Raw genomic sequence first — 22,408 nt, 5'->3', positions numbered from 1 at the left:
CTCGCAATATGAACGCGCGATCCTCGATGAATTCGCCGCCTCATGCAAGACGCGGCGGCGCGACGATCAAGCGAGAGCGAGCGACGCCGGCCGAAACGAATCCGCGCGCGCGCTGCGCCAAGCGGCGGCGAAGCGCGCATCCATCTCGCCACGGAGAAACGCGCCGGGCGCCGGCGCCGGATAGAGCTCGGCGAAAGTCGCCGCCTCATGCGGAGAGATGCGGCGACAAAAATGCTCCGGCGCGAAGTCGCTCGGATGATCGAGCCCGGCGGCGGCGGCGAGCTCGGCGAGCGCCATGAGCGTCGCATGATGAAAATTGCGCACGCGCTCCGCCTTGTCCGAGACGACGAGCGCGCGGCCGCGCGAGGCGTCCTGCGTGGCGACGCCGGTCGGGCAATGATCGGTGTGGCAGGACAGAGATTGAATGCAGCCGAGCGCGAACATGAAGCCGCGCCCGCTATTGCACCAATCGGCGCCGAGCGCGAGCGCCCGCGCCATGTCGAAGCCCGTGGCGATCTTGCCGGCGGCGCCGATGCGAATTGTATCGCGCAGGCCGACGCCGATCAGCGCATGATGCGCGAAGGCGAGTCCGTCGCGCATCGGCATGCCGATGTGATCCATGAATTCGAGCGGCGCTGAGCCGGTCCCGCCTTCCTTGCCGTCGACGACGATGAAATCGGGATGGAGGCCCGTCTCCAGCATCGCCTTGCAAATGGCCAGGAACTCCCAGGGCTGGCCGAGGCAGAGCTTGAAGCCGACCGGCTTGCCGCCGGAGAGCGCGCGCAGCTGCGCCAGAAATTGCAGTAATTCGATCGGCGTCGAAAAGGCCGAATGCGCCGCCGGCGAAATGCAATCCTCGCCCATGGGCACGCCGCGAATGCGCGCGATCTCCTCGCTCACCTTGGCGGCCGGCAGCACGCCGCCATGGCCGGGCTTCGCCCCTTGGCTCAGCTTCACCTCGATCATCTTGATCTGATCGCGCGTGGCGATCTCGGCGAATTTCTCCGCGTCGAATGCGCCCTCGCGCGTGCGGCAGCCGAAATAGCCGGAGGCGATCTGCCAAATGACGTCGCCGCCGGCCTCCTGATGATAGGGGCTGAAGCCGCCCTCGCCCGTATCCTGCGCGAATTCGCCCTTGCGCGCGCCGAGATTGAGCGCGCGAATGGCGTTGCGGCTCAAGGCGCCGAAGCTCATCGCGGAAATATTCAAGAGCGAGATGTCGTAAGGCTGCGCGCAATCGCCGCCGACGCGCGTGCGAAAATGCTCATGCGAAACGGGCCGCGCCGCGATCGAATGGCGCAGCCATTCGAAGCCTTCCGCATAGACGTCGATTTCCGTGCCGAAGGGCCTTTTGTCGATGTTCATCTTGGCGCGCTGATAGACGATGGCGCGCTTGTCGCGGCTGAACGGACGGCCGTCCTTATTGTCCTCGAAGAAATATTGCCGCAGCTCCGGCCGCACATGCTCGAGCAAAAAGCGCAGATGCGCGGAAATAGGATAGGCGCGCAAAATCGCATGCTCGCGCTGCAGCAGATCATGCGCGCCGAGCGCGCAGAGCGCGGCGCAGGCGATCGCCGCCGGAAAGAAGGCGCTCGACAGATCGCCCTCCGTCGCTATGGCGCAGAGGAGAAAGCCCGCGACGCTGAGCGTGAGCGCGACGAAGCGCGGCGTGAGGGGGAGAAGGAGCAAGCGGAGCATGTTCGAAATCTCCTTCCCAAATGCGACGCGGCCGCCGCGGGGCGCGGGCGGATCGGCGGCTTTTCCGTGGCGAAGCGCCGAAGCCTCTCACGAGACGGCTGCATTCGCGCGACGACCGCGCGCGCGAGCTTTTTCCCGCGCTTGCCGGCGCGGAGGCGCGAATGATAGTCTCGCCTCGCTTGTTCGGACCTTTTGCGTCATTCGAGATCCCTCGCGCGCATGATCGCTTTTCCTTATTTTTCCTGCGCTGTGCAGCTGATCGCGTCGCGCCGCCTTCCTTCTCCCCGTTCACGGGGAGAAGGTGAGGATGAGGGGCTCGGGGCGCTTTGCGTTTTTGGCCAACGCCCCAAGCAACTCACCCCGGCCCTCTCCCTACAGGCGGGGAGAGGGAGAATGCAGCGCAAAGCCCTATCGTCTGCTCTGCGGCGCGGCGTGGGCGCGATCGCTTGCGCTATGCTCGGTCTTTTCGCGAACGCCGCATCGGCCGAGACGCGCGCCATTCTCATCGGCGTCGATCATTACGAACATGCGCCGCCCTTGCGCGGCGCCGTCGCCGATGCGCGCGATCTCGAGGCGAGCCTGCGCGGACGCGGCGCGCGCGACATTGTGACATTCATCGACAGAGCGGAGCGCGCCGCGGTGATGCGCGCGCTCGACGCCATGCTGGCGCGCGCGCAAAAGGGCGACGCCGTCTTCCTGACCTTCGCCGGCTATGGCGCGCAGAAGAACGCGCCCGTTCTGCTGCTGCCGAAATTCGATCCGACACAGGCGCGCGCCAATGGCGAGAAGATCGCGCGCGCCGAGCTCGATTCCATGATCGACGCTTTCGAGAAAAAGGGCGCGCGCGTCTTTCTCATCGCCGACGCCTCTTTCGGAGAGAGCCTCGCGCGCGAGGTCGATCCACGCGCGGCGAAGCTCGTCTATCGCTCGCTGAATGAAGGCGCTTCCTCCGCCGCGACGAAGATCGCGCCACGGGATTTCGCGCGCTCGGTCGTGCTGATGGCGGCGGATGCGCAATTCGAGGCGCCCGAGCTGGAGATCGCCGGCGTCGGCCAGCGCGGCGCGCTGAGCTACGCCGTCGCGCGCGCGCTCGAGGGCGCGGCGGACGCCGATGGCGACGGCGCCGTCACGACGGCGGAACTCATCGCCTATGTCAGAGGGCTCGCCTATCAGCTCAGCGATCAGCGTCAGAGCGTCGCCGTCGTCGAGCCGCGCGGGCTCGACGCCTCGAGGGATGTGATCGCTCAGCTCGGGCGCGGCGTCGGCGTGCAGGCCGTGGGCGGATCGTCGGCGGAAGAGGAAGAGGCCGCCGCTTCCTCCGGCGGCGGCGGGCTGACGATCACGCCGCTGACGCCAAAATCCATGGCGATCGGGCCGGGCCAGAGCCTGCCGCCGGCAAAGCCCGCCGCTCTGCCGCCACGGCCCAAGGAGCCGATCCGCCTCGCTCTGCGCGGCGCGGCCGCCGAGCGCGGAACGGGCGCCGGCGCCCATGCGCCTTTCGTGCTCGTCGGCGCCGATGCGGCGGCCGATATCCTCTGGGACGCGGCGAGCCGCGACGCGCTCTCCGGCGGCGATGTGCTGGCGCATAATGTCGATGCGCATGAGCTCGACGTTCTGATCGATCGCGCCGCCACCGTGCGCTGGCTGAAGCTCGTCGCCGGCAAAGGGCCGCTGCCGATGCGCGTCGCGCCGGAGGGGCTGCGGCGCAAGGGCGAGCGCGTCGAGATCACCATAGGCGGAGTCGCCGGCCGCAATCTGCTGCTGTTCGACCTCACCGGCGACGGCGTGCTGCAATTGCTCTATCCGCTCGCCTCCGACCCGCCCGTCGTGCAATCTTCCGACTATCGGCTGAGCGTCGTCGCGGGCGAGCCCTTCGGCGCCGATCAGATCGTCGCCATCGCCTCGACGCGGCCCATGCCGCAGCTCGAGCAGGCGCTGCGGCAGCTCGATCGGCTGCGCAATCCGGCCAAGGTCATCGATATCGTCTCGCAATTTTCGAATAGCGAGGCGCAGCTCGGCACAGTCGGCATTTTCACCGCGCGTTGAAAAGGAGGAGAGAATGATGCGGCGTCTTTGTCTCTCGCTTCTCTGCTGCGTCGCGAGCGTCGCGCTCGCCGAGCCGCAGGATATGACGCGCTCGGTGCGCATCATCGACGATCCGCCAGCGGAGGCCCCGCCGTCGCCGCAGACGCAAGCGCCGGCGATCCCCAAGGAGCCGGCCAAGGCCGCCGGCGCGGGCGTGCGAATCGAGGTGCTGCCGCAGGAGGAGTTCGCGCTCGGCGCGCCGATGAGCTTTCGCGTGACGGCGGAAAAGCCCGGCTATGTGATATTGGTCGATGTCGACGCGCAGGGAAAGCTGGCGCAGATTTTCCCCAATATGGTGACTTTGGCGGACCCCGCCGGCGTCGATGAGAAGGCCAATTTTCTGAAGGCCGGCCAGTCGATGACGCTGCCGGACGCCAGCGGCAAATCCGCCTATCGCTTCGTCGCCTCGCCGCCGACGGGCGTCGGCATGGTGGTGGCCATATTGAGCGACGCGCCCTTGCAGATCGTCGACCTGCCGGATGTGCCGGCGGCCATCGCGGGCCAGGCCAAGGCCGCGGATTTCGTGAAGGATTCGACGCAGATGCTGCAGATACTGCCTGCCGAAGGCGAGCGCCCGATCCGCGCGCCGAAATGGTCCTTCGCGACGAAATTCTACGGAATCAAGTGAACAATCCCCCTCGTCCCGAGGCGCTTTTTGCAGAACACAAAAAGCCTCGAAGGACGATCCAGCGCCACGCAGCGGCCGCCCTTCGAGACGCCCGCTTCGCGGGCTTCTCAGGGCGAGGGGCCGATATTTCATCCGACGCGAGACTTTCGCTATTTGGCGCTGCGCGGGCGCCTGATCTGCACATAGAGCGCGCCTTCGCCGCCGTGATTGCGCGCCGCCTCGCCGAAGCCGACAACGAGATCGCGCATCGCCGGGGCGCTCAGCCATAGGGGTACGAGGCGGCGCAGCACGCCGCCCTCCTCGCTGCGCACCCCCTTGCCCGTCACCACGATGGCCATGCGCGCGCCGGCCGCTTGGGCGCGGCGCAGAAAATCATAGAGCGCCGTCTGCGCCTCGGCCTGGCGCAGTCCGTGGAGATCGAGCTTGGCCTCCACCTCGAGCCGGCCGCGACGCAATTTCGTGCGCGTGCGGTGATCGATCTCTGCCGGCGGCGCGGCCGGGCGGGGCCGCGGCTTTTTCTCCGCCGGAGCAGGCGTCGGCGGCGGCGCGGCAGCGGCTCCTTTCTTCGGCTCGCCGGCCTCGACCGGCTGCTCCTCCTGCGGGCGGCGACGACGGCCGCGCGACGGCCGCACATCGGCCGTCACCTTGTTCCACAGCTCTATCTCTTCTCGGGACAGAAAACGCGAGCGACGCGATTCGCGCGGCGGATCACTCATCGCCGCCCGCTCCTCGCGGCAGCAGCACGGTGAAATCCGCCTTGTGGCGCACCAGCCCGGCGAGCGCCCCGGCTTCGTCCCCGGCGCCGAAGAAGAGATCGGCGCGCGCGGGTCCGAGAATCGCCGAGCCCGTGTCCTGCGCGATCATCAGCCGGGCGAAGGGCTCCGCCGCCGCGCTGCGCCAGGGCACGGTCGCGCTGATGAAAAAGGGCAGGCCATAGCTCCACAGCGAGCGATCGACAGCGATGGAGCGCAGCGGCGTCAGCGCGCAGCCCTCGCCGCCTATGGGGCCGTCGCGCCGCTCCGGCGAGGAATCGGCGCGGAAGAAGACATAGGAGCGGTTCTCCTGCATCAGCCGGGCGCCGGGCGCGCCGTCTTCCTGGCCGAGGGCGCGGATTTCCGTCTTCAAGCGCTCGAGCGACATTTCGCTTTGCGGAACGAGCCCGCGCTCGATGAGCAGGCGGCCGATCGACGTATAGGGACGGCCATTGCGGCCATCATAGGTGAGCGGCAATTCCCGCCCATCGGGAAAGCGCAGCCGCGCCGAGCCCTGCACCTGAATGAGAAACAGCTCGACCCTATCCCGGACATAGGCGATCGGCCGCGGCCGCAGCTCCGGCGGGCCTTCCTCCAAGGCGCGGCGATCGGGATAAGGCTCGAGGCCGCCATCGGCCCGCAGCCGGGCGGAGGTGAGCGGCTCGCCCGCCTCGCCGCGAATGGGCGTCTCGTTAAGCGTGACGAGATCGGCCGGACGGGCGGGGACGGGCGTGCGGAATTGCGCGTCGGGAGCCTCGCGCGCCTCGATCACCGGCTCGTAATAAGCGGTGACGAATCCCGGCCCGCGCAGTCGAAAAGGACGGAATTTGGCGGCGAAAAAATCGAGCGCAGCGTCGGGGGAGAGCGTCGCCGCATCCATGCCCGCAGCGAGGCGGCAGACGCGGGCCAGCGCTTCATCGGCCGGCAGAGCCGCGCGGAGCGGCTGCGCAGCGGAGAGGATGATTTCAGCCGAGCGGCGGAAGACGCGAAAGGTCTCGCGAAGATCGTCCTGAAAAATGGCGTCGATCGAATCGAAACCGACTGGATCGAGATCGACGGACGCCACCTCGCAATCCGCCTAGTGAACCGTTTCGGTCGCCACGAGCTTCCAATTCGGATCACGCGAGGCGACATCGCGCGCGAAAGTCCAGAGGTCAACGATCTCGAGCGGCCGATCCGACTCGCCCTCGATCGCGGCGCCGGCGCTGTCGCGGCGGACCGATTGGAGCTTGGCGACGAAACGAATGGTGATCTGCGCCTTGCGCAGCTCGACCTTGGCGTCCTCGACCGTTGCGGAATCGATGGAGACGACATGCGCCTCGGCCGTCTCGCCGCGTTGCTCGCGCCCGGCGATCTCGCCAGAGAAGCTGTCGAACACCTCGGTCGAAAGGAGATTGCGCAGCGTGTCGCGGTCGCCCCGCGCGAAAGCCTCGACGATCATCTCATAGGCCTTCTTGGCGCCGTCGACGAAGGCGGGACCGGAGAAGCCGCGATCGGAGGCGGCGATCTGGTCCAGGCCGCGCCAGCCATTGCTGCCGGATTCGGCGAGGCCTTTCCAGCGGTCGGCGTCCAGCGCGCCATTGGCGGGTGACGGCGCGAAAGCCGAGGCTTGCGGGGCCGGAGCCGGGCCGATCCGCCTTGCGGGGCCGGCGCGATCGGAGGCCGGGCCTTCGCGATCGACGCGCACGCCGAGGACGGACCACAATTTCCAAACGACGAAAGCCGCGAGCGCGGCGAAGACCAAGATGGAGGGGTCGAAATCGGATCCCGACAAAGGGCGTCTCCCAGTCGCAGGGATTGTCCGGTATCATGTCGCGTCCCAGATGTCACGAATCAACCCCTCGCCGGGGTTTCTCATGGCGGGAACGGAGGGCGCGCCGAGGTGAACAAGTCGAAACTCGTCGCCTATGTGCTGACAGGCTGGCTCTTCGTCGAGATCCTGGCCTTCGTGCTCGTCGTGCAGTTTCTCGGCGTGATAGCGGCCGTGGCGCTCGGCGTCGGCACAACGCTGCTCGGCCTCGCCGACGTCAAGCGGCTGTTCGTCTATCTGCGCAGCCGCGTCGGCCAGCCGCGCGAGGAGCTGAAATCCGGCGTCGCTCTGCTCGAGGGCGGGCTCGAGGCGGTCGGCTCGCTGCTGCTGATCCTGCCTGGCTTCGCCTCTGATCTCGTCGGCCTGGCGCTGAAGTCGCCGTCGATCCGCGCGCAGGTCGCCGATCGCATTCGCGGCAAGACCGAGCGGCAGGGTCCGCAGACCATCGATCTTTCCCCCGGCGAGTGGAAAGCCATTGTCGATGAAGGCCCAAAGCGCCGCGTGCGCGCGCGCCGCGCCCCTCCCGCCAAAGTTGTCTGATCGGCGTCAAATCCGTTGTCGCAGGCAAGGGGACGTGTTAGGCGGGCGCCGTGACAGGCGCCGCCATACCGTCGCGCCTGTCGGGAGCCGAAATCGGCAGGGAGTTCGACGATGACCGATACGAATGGAAACGGCTCCGGCCCGACCGGCGCCCCGGCGCTCAACGTGCTCGTGCAATATGTGAAGGATCTCTCCTTCGAGAATCCCAATGCGCCGCGTTCGCTGCAGCCACGCCAGAATCCGCCGGAGATCGGCATTCAGGTCAATGTCAACGCGCGCCAGATTTCGCAAGAGGATTTCGAGGTCTCGGTGACGTTGGAAGCCTCGGCCACCGAGAGCGAAGAAGTGCTGTTCAAGCTCGAGGTCGATTACGGCGGCGTGTTCCGCCTGCTGAACATTCCGGCCGAGCAGATTCATCCCATCGTGATGATCGAATGCCCGCGGCTGCTGTTCCCCTTCCTGCGCCAGGTCGTCGCCGACGCCACGCGCAATGGCGGCTTCCCGCCCCTCTATATCGATCCGATCGACTTTTTCGCGCTCTATCAGCAGCGCGCGGCCCAGGCGCAGCAGGCTCCGGCCAACGCGAACTGAGCGACCCCCGGTCGTCATTGCGAGAAGCGAAGCGACGAAGCAATCCCCCTACGGCTCTGGATTGCTTCGCTGCGCTCACAATGACAAACCGTAGGAAATCGCAGAGGCGAGCCGTCAGGCTCGCTTCTCCATCGGCGTCTCGATGGCGGGCTCGGCCGTCTCCGGCTGCGCGAGATAGCGCAGCCACATCGGCTCCTTGCCCAGCTTGGCGATAAAGGCCTCATGCGCGGCGCGTTCCGCCTCGGTGAGCAGCTGCGCCAGCTTTTGCGGGCGGTTGCGCAAAAATTCGCCGCCATTCTCCTCCGCCAGAGTCGCGGCGTCCGCTTGCAGAATGAGCGCCGTTTGGCGGCCGCCCATCAGCTCCGCATAGACTTCCGCGAGCAGGCCGGCGTCGAGCAGAGCGCCATGCTTGTCGCGGCGCGTGAGATCGACGCCATAGCGCTGGCAGAGCGCATCCAGAGTATTGGAAGCGCCCGGATGCCGGCGGCGCGCGATGGTCAGCGTGTCGACGACGCGATCGAAAGGGATCGCCGCCTTTCCCAGCAGGCCGAGCTCGAAATTGACGAAGCGCATGTCGAATTCGGCGTTATGCGCGACGAGATTGGCGTCCTCGACGAATTCCAGAAAGCTGTCGGCGATCTCGCGGAATTTCTTTTGGCCCGTGAGAAAGGCCGAGGAGAGGCCATGGACGCGAAACGCCTCCTCCGGCATGTCGCGTTCTGGATCGAGATAGAAATGAAAGGTGCGGCCGGTCGGGATGAGATTGGAAATCTCCACCGCGCCGATCTCGACGATGCGATGGCCCTTGGTGGGGTCGAGACCGGTCGTCTCCGTGTCGAAGACGATCTCACGCATCGGCAGCCTCTCTCGATCGGATCAGCGCGACGGCTTTCGTCGCGCCAGCTCCTCGAGGATTAGCCGAACTTCCTGCCGAGCGGAATCCAGGCCGCGCTCGCTATGCACCACGAAATCGGCGCCGGCGTGCTTTTGCGCGTCGGGAATCTGCTTGGCCAGTATGGCGGCGAATTTTTCCTCCGTCATGCCGGGACGCGCCAGCACGCGCGCGCGCTGAATATCCGCCGGGGCGGAGACGACGACGACGGCGTCGACATCCTTTTGCGCGCCGATCTCGAAGAGGAGGGGAATGTCGAAGACGACGAGAGGCTCGCCCGCGCGGCGGCAATTCTCGAGAAATTCGTCGCGGCCGATGGCGACGAGCGGATGCACCAGCGCCTCGAGACGGCGCAGCGCCTCCCCGTCGCCGAGCACGCGGGCGGCGAGGCGGGCGCGATCGACGACGCCATCCGCCGTGACGCCCGGAAACAGCCCCTCGATCTGCGCCGCCGCGGGACCGCGATAGAGCTCATGCACGGCGCGGTCGGAATCATAGACGGGGACGCCCTCGGCGCGGAAAAGATCGGCCGTCGTCGATTTGCCCATGCCGATCGAGCCGGTGAGGCCGATGACCAGAGGGCGGGGCGGGGCGTCGCCGCTCATGACAGAAACGCTCCCTCACGGCGCAGCGCCTCCAGCACCGGCAGCAGCGGCATTCCGATAATGGTCCAATGATCGCCGATTATGCGCTCGAAGAGATGAACGCCGAGACCTTCTATCTGATAGGCCCCGGCGCTGGTCGTCGCCTCCTCGGCCACGAGCTCGAGATAGCGGGCGAGAAAATCATCCGAGAAAGCGCGCATCGTCAGATCGGCATGGGCCACGGTCTCGAAGATTATGGCGCCGTCGCGGGCGAGCGCGACCGCCGAATGCAGACGATGGGTCCGCCCGGAGAGGAAGCGCAGCTGCTCGCCGGCGGCGGCGGCGGTCGGCGGCTTGCCGAAGCGGCGTCCCTCGCAGCTCGCCACCTGATCCGCCCCGAGGACGAGAGCGCCCGGCCGCGCCAGCGAGACGCGCTTCGCCTTGTCGTCGGCCAATCGCGCCGCGACAGCGTCGGCGTCGCCGCCGGCGGCGACGACCTCGGCTTCCACGGCGCGCTCGTCGATCTCCGCCGGGTGAATGAGAAAAGGCGCGCCGGTCTGCTCCAGCGCCATGCGTCGGCCTTTGCTCTTGGAGGCGAGAATCAGCGGCTCGGCGAGACGCCAGAAGGCGCTGGGGCGATCCTGCGACAGTCGAACCTCCTCCGATCGATTCCCACAGCCGTAGCGCGATCGTGGGCATTATGGGGAAAAGTGAGCGCCGGCGGACCGGACATGTGCACAGCTGCGCATAACGAAGCCCAGCGATCAACAGGCGTCGAAACGAGTGTGGAAAAGCGGATGCTAAGCCATTGCAGCGGGAGATTCTCCGCCATCCACGGCAGAGCTTGTGAGCGGATGTCGGCAAGCCGTTGTTAATGTTTCATTTACCAATCTGTCCACAGCGGCGGCGCAAAAAGCTATACAGCATAGGTCACGGTACGTAAGGTGTGGACAAAAGGTTGACGAAAATTAACCTTCGTTAAGGAACCATCAATAAAATCAAAAAAATCTCTTAAAGATTGAATTTTCTTTTTGTGTCGTTTTGGGTTAGCTCCAAAGCCGGAGGGAGCGCAGAGCGTCCCTTTTCATTCCCGATCCTGCCGGAGCAATAAGCGAAATGGGTGATCTCAAGCCTCTCCTCGCCGTTCTGGGCGGAGAAGCACGCGCCGTGCCGCCAATCTGGCTGATGCGACAGGCCGGCCGTTATCTGCCGGAATATCAGGAGCTGCGCGCCAAAGCCGGCAGCTTTCTCGACACTTGCTACAATCCGCAGACAGCGGCGCGGATTACCATGCAGCCGATCGAGCGTTTCGGCTTCGATGCGGCGATCCTGTTCAGCGATATTCTGGTCGTGCCGGACGCGCTGGGGCAGAAGGTCTGGTTCGAGACTGGGCATGGGCCGCGGCTGATCCCGCTGGAGAGCGACCGCGACATTGAGGCGCTCGCCGAGAATTTCGATCTCGGCAAGCTCTCGCCCGTCTTCGAGACGATCGACCGGGTGAAGGGCGAGCTGCCGAAGTCAGTGACTTTCATCGGCTTTTGTGGCGCGCCCTGGACGGTGGCGAGCTATATGATTGCTGGTCGCGGCACGCCGGATCAAGCGCCGGCCCGTCTCTTCGCCTATCGGCGGCCGGAGGCTTTCGCGCGGCTCATCGACATTCTGGTCGAGGCCTCCACCGCCTATCTCATTCGGCAGATCGACGCCGGCGTCGAGGTCTTGCAGCTGTTCGACAGCTGGGCCGGCGTGCTGCCGGCTCACGAATTCGAGCGCTGGGTCGCGGAGCCGTTGCGGAAGATCATCGCGGCGGTGAAGGCCGCCCGGCCCGGCGTGCCGATCATCGCCTTCCCGCGCGGCGGCGCGACGCATCTGTCCCGCCTCGCCGGGACGCTCGGCGCCGATGCGCTGGGGTTGGACACGGCCATCGATCCCGACTGGGCGGTGAAGGAGATCCCGGCTGGACCAGCGCTACAGGGAAATCTCGATCCTCTCGCTTTGCTCGCCGGCGGCCCGGCGCTCGATCGCGAGATCGATTCGATCTTGCGGAGCTTTGCCGGACGTCCGCATATTTTCAATCTGGGTCACGGCGTTTTGCCGGAGACCCCGTTAGAGCATGTCTCGCAATTGATCGAGCGTATTCGCGGAACAGGAAATTAAAGCCATGTATCTCTGGATCAAAGCTCTGCATGTGATCGCGGTGATCTCCTGGATGGCCGGGCTCCTCTATCTGCCGCGGCTGTTCGTCTATCATACGGAAGTGGGGCAGGGCGCGCCCTCGGCGCTGTTCAAGAAAATGGAGCGCCGGCTGGCGCTCTACATCATGGCCCCGGCGATGATCGTCTCTTGGGCGGCCGGCCTGGCGTTGATCTATTTCGGCTCCTTCCATGGAGCCGGCTGGCTGCACGCCAAACTGGCGCTGGTCGTCCTTCTGACCGGCGTCCACTTCTATTTCGGCGTCACGCAAAAGGCTTTCGAGCGCGACGAGAATCACCGGCCGGCGAAATTCTTCCGCTTCATCAATGAAGTCCCGACGCTGCTGATGATCGGCATCGTCATTTTGGTGATCGTCAAGCCGTTCTGAGGACAGGGAATTTTCCCCGTCTTTCACGGAATTGTCATGAGCTTCGGGCGGATGGCTTGCCTTTCCGCCCGAAAAGGATTAATTGCTGACTTGCTCACCTAAAGGCAGATCGTCGTTTCGCACGACAGCCGGATCCATACCGGCTCACCGGGGCATCGTCTCCCGCTTCCTTATCTGCCCCACCCCGCCGCCCTAGGCCAAGTTTCATCCGAATATCGTCGAGGATTGTCCCAAATGGGGGAAATCAAGCTTCAGGACCTGAAGTCCAAATCGGCCGCCGAGCTTCTCGCCTTCGCTGAGGAGCATGAGGTCGAGGGCGCGTCGCTCATGCGGCGCCAGGAACTGCTCTTCGCAATATTGAAGCAATTCGCCGGTCGCGACGTCGAGATCGTCGGCGAAGGCGTCGTCGAGGTGCTGCAGGACGGCTTCGGCTTCCTGCGTTCGCCGGACGCCAATTATCTCGCCGGACCGGACGATATCTATGTGTCGCCCTCGCAGATCAGGCGCTTCGGCCTGCGCACCGGCGACACCGTCGAGGGCATGATCCGCAGCCCCAAGGAGGGCGAGCGCTATTTCGCGCTTCTCAAGGTCAATTCGATCAATTTCGAAGACCCGGAGAAGGTGCGGCACAAGGTCCCCTTCGACAATCTGACGCCGCTCTATCCCGACGAGCGCTTGAAGCTCGAGATCGACGATCCGACGCGCAAGGATCTTTCCGCCCGCGTCATCGATCTCGTCGCGCCGATCGGCAAGGGCCAGCGCGCTCTGGTCGTCGCGCCGCCGCGCACCGGCAAGACCGTGCTGCTGCAGAATATCGCGCAGTCGATCACCACAAATCATCCCGAGTGCTATCTGATCGTTCTCTTGATCGACGAGCGCCCGGAGGAAGTGACCGACATGCAGCGCTCCGTGAAGGGCGAGGTCGTCTCCTCGACTTTCGACGAGCCGGCCGTGCGTCACGTCCAGGTCGCGGAGATGGTGATCGAGAAGGCCAAACGCCTGGTCGAGCATCGCCGCGACGTGGTGATCTTGCTCGATTCGATCACCCGTCTCGGCCGCGCCTATAACACTGTGGTGCCGTCCTCCGGCAAGGTGCTGACCGGCGGCGTGGACGCCAACGCTCTGCAGCGTCCCAAGCGCTTCTTCGGCGCCGCGCGCAATATCGAGGAGGGCGGCTCGCTGACCATCATCGCCACCGCGCTGATCGACACGGGCTCGCGCATGGACGAGGTGATCTTCGAGGAATTCAAGGGCACGGGCAATTCGGAGATCATTCTCGACCGCAAGGTCTCCGACAAGCGCGTGTTCCCGGCCATCGACATCACCCGCTCCGGCACCCGCAAGGAGGAGCTGCTGGTGCCGTCCGACATACTCAAGAAGATGTATGTGCTGCGCCGCATTCTCAATCCGATGGGCACGGTGGATGCGATCGAGTTCCTGCTCGGCAAGCTGCGCGAGACGCCAAAGGGCAACGCCAGCTTCTTCGATTCGATGAATACCTGATCCGGCGCCCTCGGACGCGCCGGCGATGTGAATTCGCGGGGAGAACGTGTTCGAGGGTTTCGCCAATGTCTGGACCATCGTCGGCCTCGCGCGCGAGCTGAAGGCAAACGCGCTTCTGCCGCTCACCGTGGCTGGCGAAAAAATCGTGTCGTTCCGCGGCGCCGATGGCGCGCCGGCGGCGCTGATCGACCAATGTCCGCATCGCGGCGTCGCCCTTTCGCTCGGCTGTGTCGAGCAGGGCGACATTCGCTGCCCCTTCCATGGCTGGCGTTTCGGCGCGGATGGAAGCCTTCGCCACATTCCCTGGAACCCGGAGGCGAAGCGCGACTCTATTCGCGCGACGCGGCTCCCTATGCGGGAAATCGACGGCGTCCTCTGGCTGCGCACGGCGCCGGGGGAGGCGGCCGACGCGCCGCCGCCGATCGTCTCGCTGACCCGCGGCCTGCGGCTCTGCGCGCAAAGCTTCGTCTGGCGCGCGCATTGGACGCGCGTGATGGAAAATATGCTCGATTCGTCCCATGTCGCCTTCGTTCATCGGCGCACATTCGGCGGGGCCATGGCGCGCGCGCTCGACCAAGACCCGCAGGCCCGGATGGATGTGAGCTTCGAGCCGCATGACCATGGCGGCAAGATCACCGCCTCGGTCGTTGGACGCCAACGTCCAACGACGCTGGATTATGTCTTTCCCAATCTCATGGAGCTGTCGCTCGACTTTCGCGGCCGCGTCTTTCGTATTTTCGCCGTGTGCATCCCCATTGGCGAGCGGGAGACGCGTCTTCTCCTGCTCACCGCCCGCAGCTTCTTGCGCGCCTCTCTCTTCGATGCGCTGTTCCTCTGGTCCAACCGCCGAATCGCGGAAGAAGATCGCGCGATCGTCGAATCTTCGACGCCGCCATTCTCGCCGCTCGGCGGGGAGGAGGCTTCCGTGCCGACGGATGCGGCCACTCTGGCCTTTCGTCGGCTCTATCGTCAGCGCCTCGCCGGCTCCAGCGCCCGAATCTGTCCGGGACGCGTTGCAAAGAACGCGCCCCGATGAGCGTTCCGCGGCGGAGCTCCAGGGAGCTCCGCCGACGTGGCCGCGCCGAGCTCGATGGATTTAGTCGGTCAGCTGGAAGGTGTTGCTCCCGAGCAGCGATTTGATCTGGTTCGCATCCGAGATGTCGAGCGTGTTGCCGGCGATATCGCTGATCGAAACGTCGATGATCGTCCAGGTTCCGCGCGGGAAATCCGTCTCATAGGTGAAATTCGCGGCTGCTGTCAGCTTTGCGGGGAGCTGAATCGGGGTCCCTGGCTGGCCCCATGCCTGAGTATAGATTTGGCCGTCCGGCGAGGCGAGGATAAGCGAGGCGCCGCCGACCCCCGAGAGGCTGTCCGATACGATCAGATCGGCCGCGAAGACCGGCCGTGGGGAGGACAGGCTGACGGTCGGCGTGATCTTGCCGGAGAGAAGCTGTGGCTTGGCGCTGTCGGAATCGCCGATATTCGACAGATAGAAGGTCAGCTTGGGAAAGATTTTCGCGAGCTGATCGGGATTATAGGTGGTCGTGTTGCCGACGTAATCGGCGATCGTTGCGCTGACCAGCGTGTAGACGCCGGCCTCGGCGTATGAGTTGAACCGATAGGTCGTGCCGAGCCGATTGACCGCGCCGGATGTCGGCGCCGCATAGGTGAAATAATAAATCGCGTAATTCTGACCCGACGGCCCGACGAAGTCGAATTCTGTCCAGGCGAGGCCAGTCGGCCCGGTCGCGAATTGGAAGAAAACGCCCGGCACGGCCGGCGGTATGTGCAGAGCGACGATCGGCGTCGAGATGAAGCCGCTGGTGATCTGCGGATTGCCGGAGGGAAGCGGAATGTTCGGATGGTTCCTGATCCAATCGAGGCGCATTTTCAGCGCATGCGCCGCGCGCCCAGCGGCGGCGAGCGGAATGGAGCTGTCGAATATTTCCTGAGCGGAGGAGGGAGTCGCGGCGGCGAGAACGCTGGCGAGGCAGACGATGAGGGCAAAAAATCTGGCGAGCATATTCGCTCCTTTTGAAAAAATGCCCTTTAACTATATCTTAACTATATTGCGAAGGAAGCCGATTTTTTTGGGCTGTCGCGCTTCCGCCCGCGCCGCGATTCGTTCCAATCCTTTACGATCGCTCGGCAAGAGCGCTGTGGGTCGCGGGAAGGCGCGTTCTTTCTTTTCCTGCGCGGGTAAATTCGAGTAGAGCATCAGGATCATGTCCAGCGACACGATCTTCGCCAGCGCCACCGGCGCCGGCCGCGCCGCGATCGCGGTAATTCGCCTGTCCGGCCCGGCGGTTGCGCATGTGCTCGCGGCTTTGGCCGGGCTCACGCCTCGGCCGCGCTTCGCCCATTATGTGACGCTGCGCGCGCCGGGCGCGGATGAGCCCCTCGATCGCGGTCTCGCGCTCTATTTTCCGGCGCCGAATTCGCCGACCGGCGAGGATTACGCCGAGCTGCAAATTCATGGCGGTCGCGCTGTAGCGCGCGCGCTGCTCGGCGTTCTGAGCGCCTTTTCCGGCCTGCGCGAGGCGGAGCCAGGGGAATTTGCGCGGCGCAGCCTCGCCAATGGCAAGATGGATTTGTCGCAGGTCGAAGGGCTCGCCGATCTCATCGATGCGGAGACGGAATTCCAACGCCGTCAGGCGATACGGGCGCTCGGCGGAGCTCTGCGCAAAAGAGTCGAAGGCTGGCGCGAGCGGCTGGTCCGGGCTCTGGCTCTGGTCGAGGTGGAGCTGGATTTTTCCGATGAGGGGGATGTCTTCGAGCCGGCGAAGGCGCTTCGCTCCTTGCTCGAGCCTGTGATCGCCGAAATGGCCGAGGCGCTGACGGAGAGCGAAGCCAGCGAGCGTCTGCGTGACGGCTTTGTCGTGCTGCTGCTCGGTCCGCCCAATTCCGGCAAATCGACGCTGCTCAATGCGCTGGCGCGGCGCGAGGTGGCGATCGTCTCCGCCATTCCGGGAACGACGCGCGATATGATCGAGGTTCATCTCGATCTTTCCGGCATGCCGATCACTTTGGTGGACACGGCCGGTCTTCGCGAGGCGGAGGATGAGATCGAGCGCATCGGCGTCGCGCGGACGCGGGCCAGAATCGACGAGGCCGATCTGCTGCTGTGGCTCTCGGAGGGGGGGCGGGAGACGCCGCAATTGGAGCCTTCGGACGGCGCCGAGCTGATCCGCGTCGCAACCAAGGCGGATTTTCTAGATTGCACATCAGATGACCTTGCAATTTCCGCTCGAACGGGGTTTGGAATAGACCGACTTCTGGAGGAAATAGCGGGACGCGCGAAGCGACGTCTGGGCGACGGCTCGACGGCGCTTCTCACGCGTGAGCGGCATAGGCGGCTCATTCAGGAGGCGAAATCGGCGATCGAGACCAGTCGCGATTCCGGCAAGGCGCTCGAATTCGTCGCGGATGATCTGCGTGTCGCAGGCCGGGCGCTCGGTCGTATTGTCGGCGCCGTGGATGTAGAGGAGGTGCTGGATGCGATTTTCTCGCAATTCTGCATTGGCAAATAGTTTCACGTGAAACAGGATCGAGGATGGGAAATTGAGCCGACCGGCCTATGACGTGATCGTGATCGGGGGCGGCCATGCCGGCTGTGAGGCCGCTGCGGCGTCTGCGCGGCGTGGCGCGCGCACGGCGCTCGTCACCCATTCGCGCGCGACGATCGGCGCAATGTCCTGCAATCCGGCGATCGGCGGGCTCGGCAAGGGCCAGCTGGTCCGCGAGATCGATGCGCTCGATGGGCTCATGGGCCGTGTCGCCGACGCCGCCGGCATTCAGTTTCGGCTGCTCAACCGTTCCAAAGGCCCGGCCGTGCGCGGTCCGCGCGCGCAGGCGGATCGCAAGCTCTATCGCGAGGCGATGCAAGCGGCGATCGCCGCGACGCCGAATCTCGACGTCGTGGAGGGCTCGGCGGAAGGTCTCGTCCTGCAAGATGGCCGCGTGACCGGCGTGACCCTGGACGGAGAGACGCTCGCCGCGGGCGCGGTGGTTCTAACCACCGGGACCTTCCTCAATGGCGTGATCCACATTGGCGCGACGCGCTATTCCGCCGGCCGCATGGGCGAAAATCCTTCGATCGGCCTCGCCGAGGATCTGCGGCGCATCGGCTTCGCCACACGGCGGCTGAAGACCGGCACGCCGCCCCGCCTCGATGGTCGCACGATCGACTGGGCGCGGCTCGAGGAACAGAAGGGCGACGAGATCCCAGAGCCCTTTTCTTATCTCACCCGGACCATCGCCAATCCGCAGATCGCCTGCCATATCACCCGCACAAATGCCGCCGCGCATAAGGTCATTCTCGACAATCTCGAGCATTCGCCCATACGCAGTGGCGCGATATCGGGGCCGGGTCCGCGCTATTGCCCCTCGATCGAGGATAAGGTCACGCGCTTCGGCGACCGCGACGCGCATCAGATTTTCCTCGAGCCGGAAGGTCTCGACGACGACACTGTCTATCCCAATGGCGTCTCGACCTCGCTGCCCGAGGAGGTCCAGCGCGCTTTCATCCAGAAGATCGAAGGGTTGGAGAAGACGCAGATTCTGCGCCCCGGCTATGCGATCGAATATGACTTTGTCGATCCGCGCGAGCTCGACGCCACGCTGGAAACGAAAAGCGTGAGCGGGCTGTTTTTCGCTGGCCAGATCAATGGAACGACTGGCTATGAGGAGGCGGCGGCGCAGGGCCTCGTCGCTGGGCTCAACGCCGCGGCGCGGGCCGGCGGCGCCAAAGCGAGCGTTTTCGATCGCGCCGAGGCCTATCTCGGCGTGATGATCGACGATCTCGTCACGCGCGGGGTCAGCGAGCCTTATCGCATGTTCACCTCGCGCGCCGAATATCGTCTGTCGCTGCGCTCCGACAATGCCGATGAGCGCCTGACCGGCAAGGGGCTGGAAATCGGCTGCATCGGACGCGAGCGCGAGCTGGCGCATCGGGACAGAATGGACAAGCTCGGCCGCGCTCGCGCGCTGCTGCAGCAATTGTCTCTCACCTCCGCTGCTGCGGCGCGCGCCGGGTTGCCCATTAATCAGGACGGGCAGCGACGCAGCGCCTATGCTCTGCTGTCCTTCCCCGAGATCGATCTGCCGCGGCTCGCGGCGATCTGGCCAGAGCTCGGTGAGATCGATGCGGAGACGTCGGCGCGAGTCGAGACCGACGCACGCTACGCCGTCTATCTCGATCGGCAGAGCGCCGATATCGAATCCTACCGTCGGGACGAGCAGCTGGCTCTGCCCACGACTCTCGATTATCGGGAGATCGGCGGGCTCTCCGCGGAGCTCTGCGCCAAGCTGTCAGCGCTGCGTCCGCGCACGCTCGGCCAGGCTCAGCGCATAGAGGGCGTCACTCCCGCCGCCCTCACGCTTTTGGCGGCGCGAGCGCGGCGTGGGTGATCAGTAATATGGCCGGGAAAGGAAAGGATCGCGTCAGCGATCGAGACCGAGCGCTGCAGATTGCGCCGTCGCTGCAGCCTTATATTCGCGAGCTGGAGATTTACGAATCGCTGCTGCGCAAATGGCAGAAGTCCATCAATCTCGTCGCCGAGAGCACATTGGACGAGCTATGGACGCGGCATTTCGCCGATTCGGGGCAGATTCGCGAATTTTTTCCGAGCCTCGAGAGCTGGGTCGATCTCGGCTCCGGCGCGGGCTTTCCGGGCATGGTTCTGGCGATCTGCCTGAAGGACCATGCCGGCGCGAAGGTTCATCTCATCGAGAGCGATCAGCGCAAGGCGGCCTTTCTGCGCGCTGTTTCACGTGAAACAGGGGCCGCTGCGGAAATTCATGTCGGCCGAATCGAGACTGAGCTGCCGCGAATCACCGATCCCGTGGCCGGCGTGACGGCCCGTGCGCTGGCTCCGATGCCGCAGCTGATCGAGTGGGCGCAGGAACTTCTGTTGAAAAACGTCAAAGGCGTGTTTTTAAAGGGCGAAGACTGGGCCACTGAATTGACCGGCTCGAGCGCCGCGGATAGTTTCCAGATCTGGACATTGCAGAGCCGCACTCATTCGTCCGGCCGTATTATCGCCCTCGCGCGGGATTTTGGAGCTTGACGTGACCGACGTTCCTCAGCCCCGCATCCTCGTCCTCGCCAATCAAAAAGGCGGCGTCGGCAAGACGACGACGGCCATTAATCTCGGCACGGCCCTGGCTGCGGTGGGCGAGACCGTGCTCGTCATCGATCTCGATCCGCAGGGCAACGCCTCCACCGGGCTCGGCGTCGACCGTAAGTCGCGCCGAATTTCCACCTATGACGTGCTGCTCGCCGAGAGCAGCCTCGCCGAGGCGATCGTCGCGACCGCCGTGCCGCGGCTTTCGATCGCGCCGTCCACCCTCGATCTGCTCGGCGTCGAGCTCGAGATCGCCGGCGACAAGGACCGCGCCTTCCGCCTGAAGCGCGCTGTCGCCGAGATGATTGCAGCCGAGCGCCATGGCGAGGCGCTGGCCTTCACCTATGTGCTGATCGACTGCCCGCCGTCGCTCAATCTGCTGACCATCAACGCCCTCGCTTGCGCCGACGCCGTGCTGGTGCCGTTGCAATGCGAGTTCTTCGCGCTCGAAGGTCTGTCGCAACTGCTGTCGACGGTCGATCAGGTCAGACGCTCGCTCAATCCGCGGCTGTCGATCCATGGCATTGTGCTGACCATGTTCGATCCGCGCAATAATCTCGCGACCCAGGTCGTCGCCGATGTGCGGCGCTTCATGGGCGACAAGGTCTATGAGACGGTGATCCCGCGCAATGTGAGGGTGTCCGAGGCGCCGTCGCATGGCAAGCCAGTGCTGCTATATGATCTCAAATGCAGCGGTAGCCAGGCCTATCTGAAGCTCGCGACGGAGGTCATCCAGCGCGAGAAGCAGCTGCGGGCCGCCTGATCCAAGGTTTCTCGGCGCGCGAATGGCGCGCCTCTCGATTCGAAGGACCTATTCCGAAATGGCCGAAGAAGCGACGCGCAGAAGATTGGGGCGAGGGCTGGCGGCTCTGATCGGAGACGCGGGCGAGGAAGCGCCTGCTGTGGAGCGCGCGCGCGGCCAGCGCCGTGCGCCGATCGAGTTTCTGCGGCCCAATCCGCGCAATCCGCGCGTCGCCTTCCACGAGGATGATCTCGCCGATCTTGCCGCCTCCATTCGCGAGAAGGGCATTATTCAGCCGATCGTGGTGCGCACTGTTCCGGGCGTCGCCGACGCTTATGAGATCATCGCCGGCGAGCGCCGCTGGCGGGCCGCCCAGCTCGCCAATCTCGCCGATGTGCCGATCATCGTGCATGAGGCGGACGATCGCGAGGCCCTCGAGCTCGCCATTATCGAGAATGTGCAGCGCGCCGATCTCAATGCGATCGAGGAAGCGCGCGGCTATGAGCGGCTCGGCAAGGAGTTCGGCTATTCGCAGTCCGATCTCGCCAAGATCATCGGCAAGAGCCGGTCTCATGTCGCCAACACGCTGCGTCTGCTCAATCTGCCGGAGGCGAGCCGGCGTCTGGTGACGGAGGGCGCGATCTCGGCCGGCCATGCGCGCGCATTGCTCGCCGTCGACAATCCCGACGCTGTGGCGCGGCGTGTCGTCGACGAGGGCCTCACGGTTCGCGACGTCGAGCGTCTCGCGCAGCAAGAGGTCGCCGATAGCCCGCTGGAGACGAAATCCCGCAAGCCGCGCGTCGATAAGGACGCGGATACGGTGGCGATGGAGAAGCTGTTGACCGATGCGCTCGGTCTTTATGTTTCGATCCATCATCGCGGCGAGAGCGGCGAATTGCGCATCCGCTACACGACGCTGGAGCAGCTCGACGGATTGTGCAGACGGCTGACAGGCTGAGGGAGGCGGCGCGCTCGCCGCTTCCTCTCGCCGCTGATTTTCACTCGCTCGTCTGCGCCGTCCAGCTCGCATGCTCGACGCCGGCGACTTTCTCCAGCTCGGCGGCGACGACGTCCAGCTCTTTCGGGTCGATGCTGGTCGAGGTCAATATTGCGACCAGCTCCACCTCGCCCTCGCCACGCTCCAATTCCTCGATCTCGCGTACGGGATAATCGGCGGCCTCCAGCCTCTCCACCATCAGATCGCGGAGGGCGTCACGCCGCATCTGCGAGACGGTGACATGCAGGCGGTAGATCGCCTCCGTCGAGCGCTCGTCGATCGGCGCGCGCTCGATGAGATGGACCAGCGGCCGCAGCAGCATGTTTCCGGCGAGGGTGAAGATCGCCATCAAAATCGCTTCCGCGGCGTGATCCGCGCCGGCGAAGGCGCCGGTGACGGCCGAGCACCAGATCGTGGCCGCGGTGTTGAGGCCGGTGATATTGGCGCCGTCCTTTATGATGACGCCGGCCCCGAGAAAGCCGACGCCGGAGGCGATATAGGCGAGCACCTGCGTCGCGCCGACATTGCCGTTGAGGCGCATGCCGAGATCGACGAAGGCCGCGGCGCCGAGAGCCACCAGCGCATTGGTGCGCAGCCCGGCGGTGCGCTGGCGATATTGCCGCTCCGCCCCGATCAGCGTGCCGAGCAGCAGCGCAACGAGCAGAGATATCAGGGAATTGAAAAATTCCGGCGCGTTGAAGTTGGTAATGAACGCCATCTTCCCTATCCGTGTCTTCGCGCGACCGTCTCGCGTCGTCGTCGAATCATTGTAACCGATTGGTCACATTGGCAGAGCTTCGCGACGTTTTTTACTCGCCGAATGGTCGTTATGATTGAATCTTGCTCCAAAAAGCTTAAAGCTGAGATTGTTGTTGTTCCTAAA

At 65.0% G+C, this 22,408-nt stretch carries 22 protein-coding genes; 13 read left to right on the top strand and 9 right to left on the bottom strand.

The window, feature by feature from the left end:
- Positions 1-66 precede the first annotated feature (66 nt).
- Complete coding sequence (locus tag METLW4_RS0116600) at positions 67-1,698, bottom strand: FMN-binding glutamate synthase family protein (RefSeq protein ID WP_018267360.1); 1,632 nt, start codon at positions 1,696-1,698, stop codon at positions 67-69.
- Positions 1,699-2,091: 393 nt separating this feature from the next.
- On the opposite strand from METLW4_RS0116600, the gene METLW4_RS0116590 reads away from it, so the two are divergent.
- Positions 2,092-3,744 carry a caspase family protein gene (locus METLW4_RS0116590; protein ID WP_157235198.1) on the top strand — a complete coding sequence of 551 codons (1,653 nt, stop codon included), beginning with the start codon at positions 2,092-2,094 and terminating at the stop codon, positions 3,742-3,744.
- 13 nt (positions 3,745-3,757) lie between these two features.
- Entirely contained in the window at positions 3,758-4,411 is a 654-nt protein-coding gene (locus METLW4_RS0116585) for a DUF4384 domain-containing protein (protein ID WP_051079642.1), read from the top strand.
- 149 nt (positions 4,412-4,560) lie between these two features.
- Here METLW4_RS0116585 and METLW4_RS0116580 read toward each other — a convergent pair whose 3' ends face one another.
- The 3 genes from METLW4_RS0116580 to METLW4_RS0116570 are packed head-to-tail and all read right to left on the bottom strand — an operon-like array spanning position 4,561 to position 6,937.
- A complete protein-coding gene (locus METLW4_RS0116580; RefSeq protein ID WP_018267357.1) occupies positions 4,561-5,127 on the bottom strand; it encodes a Smr/MutS family protein in 567 nt (188 codons plus the stop codon).
- Entirely contained in the window at positions 5,120-6,229 is a 1,110-nt protein-coding gene (mltA, locus tag METLW4_RS0116575; protein ID WP_018267356.1) for a murein transglycosylase A, read from the bottom strand. The genes METLW4_RS0116580 and mltA overlap by 8 nt, the downstream gene beginning before the upstream one ends.
- A gap of 12 nt (positions 6,230-6,241) precedes the next feature.
- Complete coding sequence (locus tag METLW4_RS0116570; RefSeq protein WP_018267355.1) at positions 6,242-6,937, bottom strand: Tim44/TimA family putative adaptor protein; 696 nt, start codon at positions 6,935-6,937, stop codon at positions 6,242-6,244.
- Between the two features lie 108 nt (positions 6,938-7,045).
- On the opposite strand from METLW4_RS0116570, the gene METLW4_RS0116565 reads away from it, so the two are divergent.
- Together METLW4_RS0116565 and secB are read left to right on the top strand one after the other, a co-directional pair.
- Positions 7,046-7,513 (top strand): FxsA family protein, encoded by a 468-nt coding sequence (locus METLW4_RS0116565; protein WP_018267354.1) that lies wholly within the window; start codon positions 7,046-7,048, stop codon positions 7,511-7,513.
- 111 nt (positions 7,514-7,624) lie between these two features.
- Complete coding sequence (gene secB / locus METLW4_RS0116560; protein WP_018267353.1) at positions 7,625-8,104, top strand: protein-export chaperone SecB; 480 nt, start codon at positions 7,625-7,627, stop codon at positions 8,102-8,104.
- 114 nt (positions 8,105-8,218) lie between these two features.
- On the opposite strand, the gene dnaQ is transcribed toward secB, so the two are convergent.
- From dnaQ to METLW4_RS0116545, 3 genes are read right to left on the bottom strand one after another with little or no spacing between them, the layout of a single operon-like run.
- Positions 8,219-8,959 carry a DNA polymerase III subunit epsilon gene (dnaQ, locus tag METLW4_RS0116555; protein ID WP_018267352.1) on the bottom strand — a complete coding sequence of 247 codons (741 nt, stop codon included), beginning with the start codon at positions 8,957-8,959 and terminating at the stop codon, positions 8,219-8,221.
- Positions 8,960-8,980: 21 nt separating this feature from the next.
- Positions 8,981-9,601 carry a dephospho-CoA kinase gene (gene coaE / locus METLW4_RS0116550; RefSeq protein ID WP_018267351.1) on the bottom strand — a complete coding sequence of 207 codons (621 nt, stop codon included), beginning with the start codon at positions 9,599-9,601 and terminating at the stop codon, positions 8,981-8,983.
- Positions 9,598-10,185, bottom strand: a complete 588-nt coding sequence (locus METLW4_RS0116545; RefSeq protein ID WP_026191568.1) for a Maf family protein — start codon at positions 10,183-10,185, stop codon at positions 9,598-9,600. Before METLW4_RS0116545 ends, coaE begins: the two co-directional genes overlap by 4 nt.
- Positions 10,186-10,696: 511 nt before the next feature.
- Between METLW4_RS0116545 and hemE the strand changes: the two genes are divergently transcribed.
- The 4 genes from hemE to METLW4_RS0116525 all read left to right on the top strand — a co-directional run bounded on the left by hemE (position 10,697) and on the right by METLW4_RS0116525 (position 14,697).
- Entirely contained in the window at positions 10,697-11,734 is a 1,038-nt protein-coding gene (hemE, locus tag METLW4_RS0116540) for a uroporphyrinogen decarboxylase (RefSeq protein WP_018267349.1), read from the top strand.
- Positions 11,735-11,738: 4 nt separating this feature from the next.
- Positions 11,739-12,158, top strand: coding sequence for a protoporphyrinogen oxidase HemJ (hemJ, locus tag METLW4_RS0116535; protein WP_018267348.1), 420 nt, complete (start codon positions 11,739-11,741; stop codon positions 12,156-12,158).
- Positions 12,159-12,392: 234 nt separating this feature from the next.
- Positions 12,393-13,661, top strand: a complete 1,269-nt coding sequence (gene rho, locus METLW4_RS0116530; RefSeq protein WP_018267347.1) for a transcription termination factor Rho — start codon at positions 12,393-12,395, stop codon at positions 13,659-13,661.
- A 46-nt stretch (positions 13,662-13,707) separates the two neighbouring features.
- The gene (locus METLW4_RS0116525) at positions 13,708-14,697 is read left to right on the top strand and encodes an aromatic ring-hydroxylating oxygenase subunit alpha (protein ID WP_018267346.1); all 990 of its coding nucleotides are present in this window, start codon (positions 13,708-13,710) and stop codon (positions 14,695-14,697) included.
- Positions 14,698-14,757: 60 nt separating this feature from the next.
- Here the strand turns inward: METLW4_RS0116525 and METLW4_RS0116520 are convergent, their stop codons facing one another.
- Positions 14,758-15,684: a hypothetical protein gene (locus METLW4_RS0116520; RefSeq protein WP_018267345.1), complete on the bottom strand. Its 927-nt coding sequence runs from the start codon at positions 15,682-15,684 to the stop codon at positions 14,758-14,760.
- A 202-nt stretch (positions 15,685-15,886) separates the two neighbouring features.
- Between METLW4_RS0116520 and mnmE the strand changes: the two genes are divergently transcribed.
- The 5 genes from mnmE to METLW4_RS0116495 are packed head-to-tail and all read left to right on the top strand — an operon-like array spanning position 15,887 to position 21,486.
- Entirely contained in the window at positions 15,887-17,191 is a 1,305-nt protein-coding gene (mnmE, locus tag METLW4_RS0116515) for a tRNA uridine-5-carboxymethylaminomethyl(34) synthesis GTPase MnmE (protein ID WP_018267344.1), read from the top strand.
- A 31-nt stretch (positions 17,192-17,222) separates the two neighbouring features.
- Positions 17,223-19,070 (top strand): tRNA uridine-5-carboxymethylaminomethyl(34) synthesis enzyme MnmG, encoded by a 1,848-nt coding sequence (gene mnmG / locus METLW4_RS0116510; protein ID WP_018267343.1) that lies wholly within the window; start codon positions 17,223-17,225, stop codon positions 19,068-19,070.
- An 8-nt stretch (positions 19,071-19,078) separates the two neighbouring features.
- Positions 19,079-19,729, top strand: a complete 651-nt coding sequence (rsmG, locus tag METLW4_RS0116505) for a 16S rRNA (guanine(527)-N(7))-methyltransferase RsmG (RefSeq protein ID WP_018267342.1) — start codon at positions 19,079-19,081, stop codon at positions 19,727-19,729.
- 1 nt (position 19,730) lies between these two features.
- A complete protein-coding gene (locus tag METLW4_RS0116500) occupies positions 19,731-20,549 on the top strand; it encodes a ParA family protein (RefSeq protein WP_043331895.1) in 819 nt (272 codons plus the stop codon).
- A gap of 58 nt (positions 20,550-20,607) precedes the next feature.
- Positions 20,608-21,486, top strand: a complete 879-nt coding sequence (locus tag METLW4_RS0116495) for a ParB/RepB/Spo0J family partition protein (protein WP_026191567.1) — start codon at positions 20,608-20,610, stop codon at positions 21,484-21,486.
- Between the two features lie 40 nt (positions 21,487-21,526).
- Here METLW4_RS0116495 and METLW4_RS0116490 read toward each other — a convergent pair whose 3' ends face one another.
- Positions 21,527-22,243, bottom strand: a complete 717-nt coding sequence (locus tag METLW4_RS0116490; RefSeq protein WP_018267339.1) for an MgtC/SapB family protein — start codon at positions 22,241-22,243, stop codon at positions 21,527-21,529.
- Positions 22,244-22,408 lie beyond the last annotated feature (165 nt).

The sequence above is a fragment of the Methylosinus sp. LW4 genome (assembly GCF_000379125.1).
Classification (GTDB): domain Bacteria; phylum Pseudomonadota; class Alphaproteobacteria; order Rhizobiales; family Beijerinckiaceae; genus Methylosinus.
The sequence above is the reverse complement of the archived record's forward strand: the minus strand, read 5'-3'. Positions and strand labels throughout refer to the sequence as shown.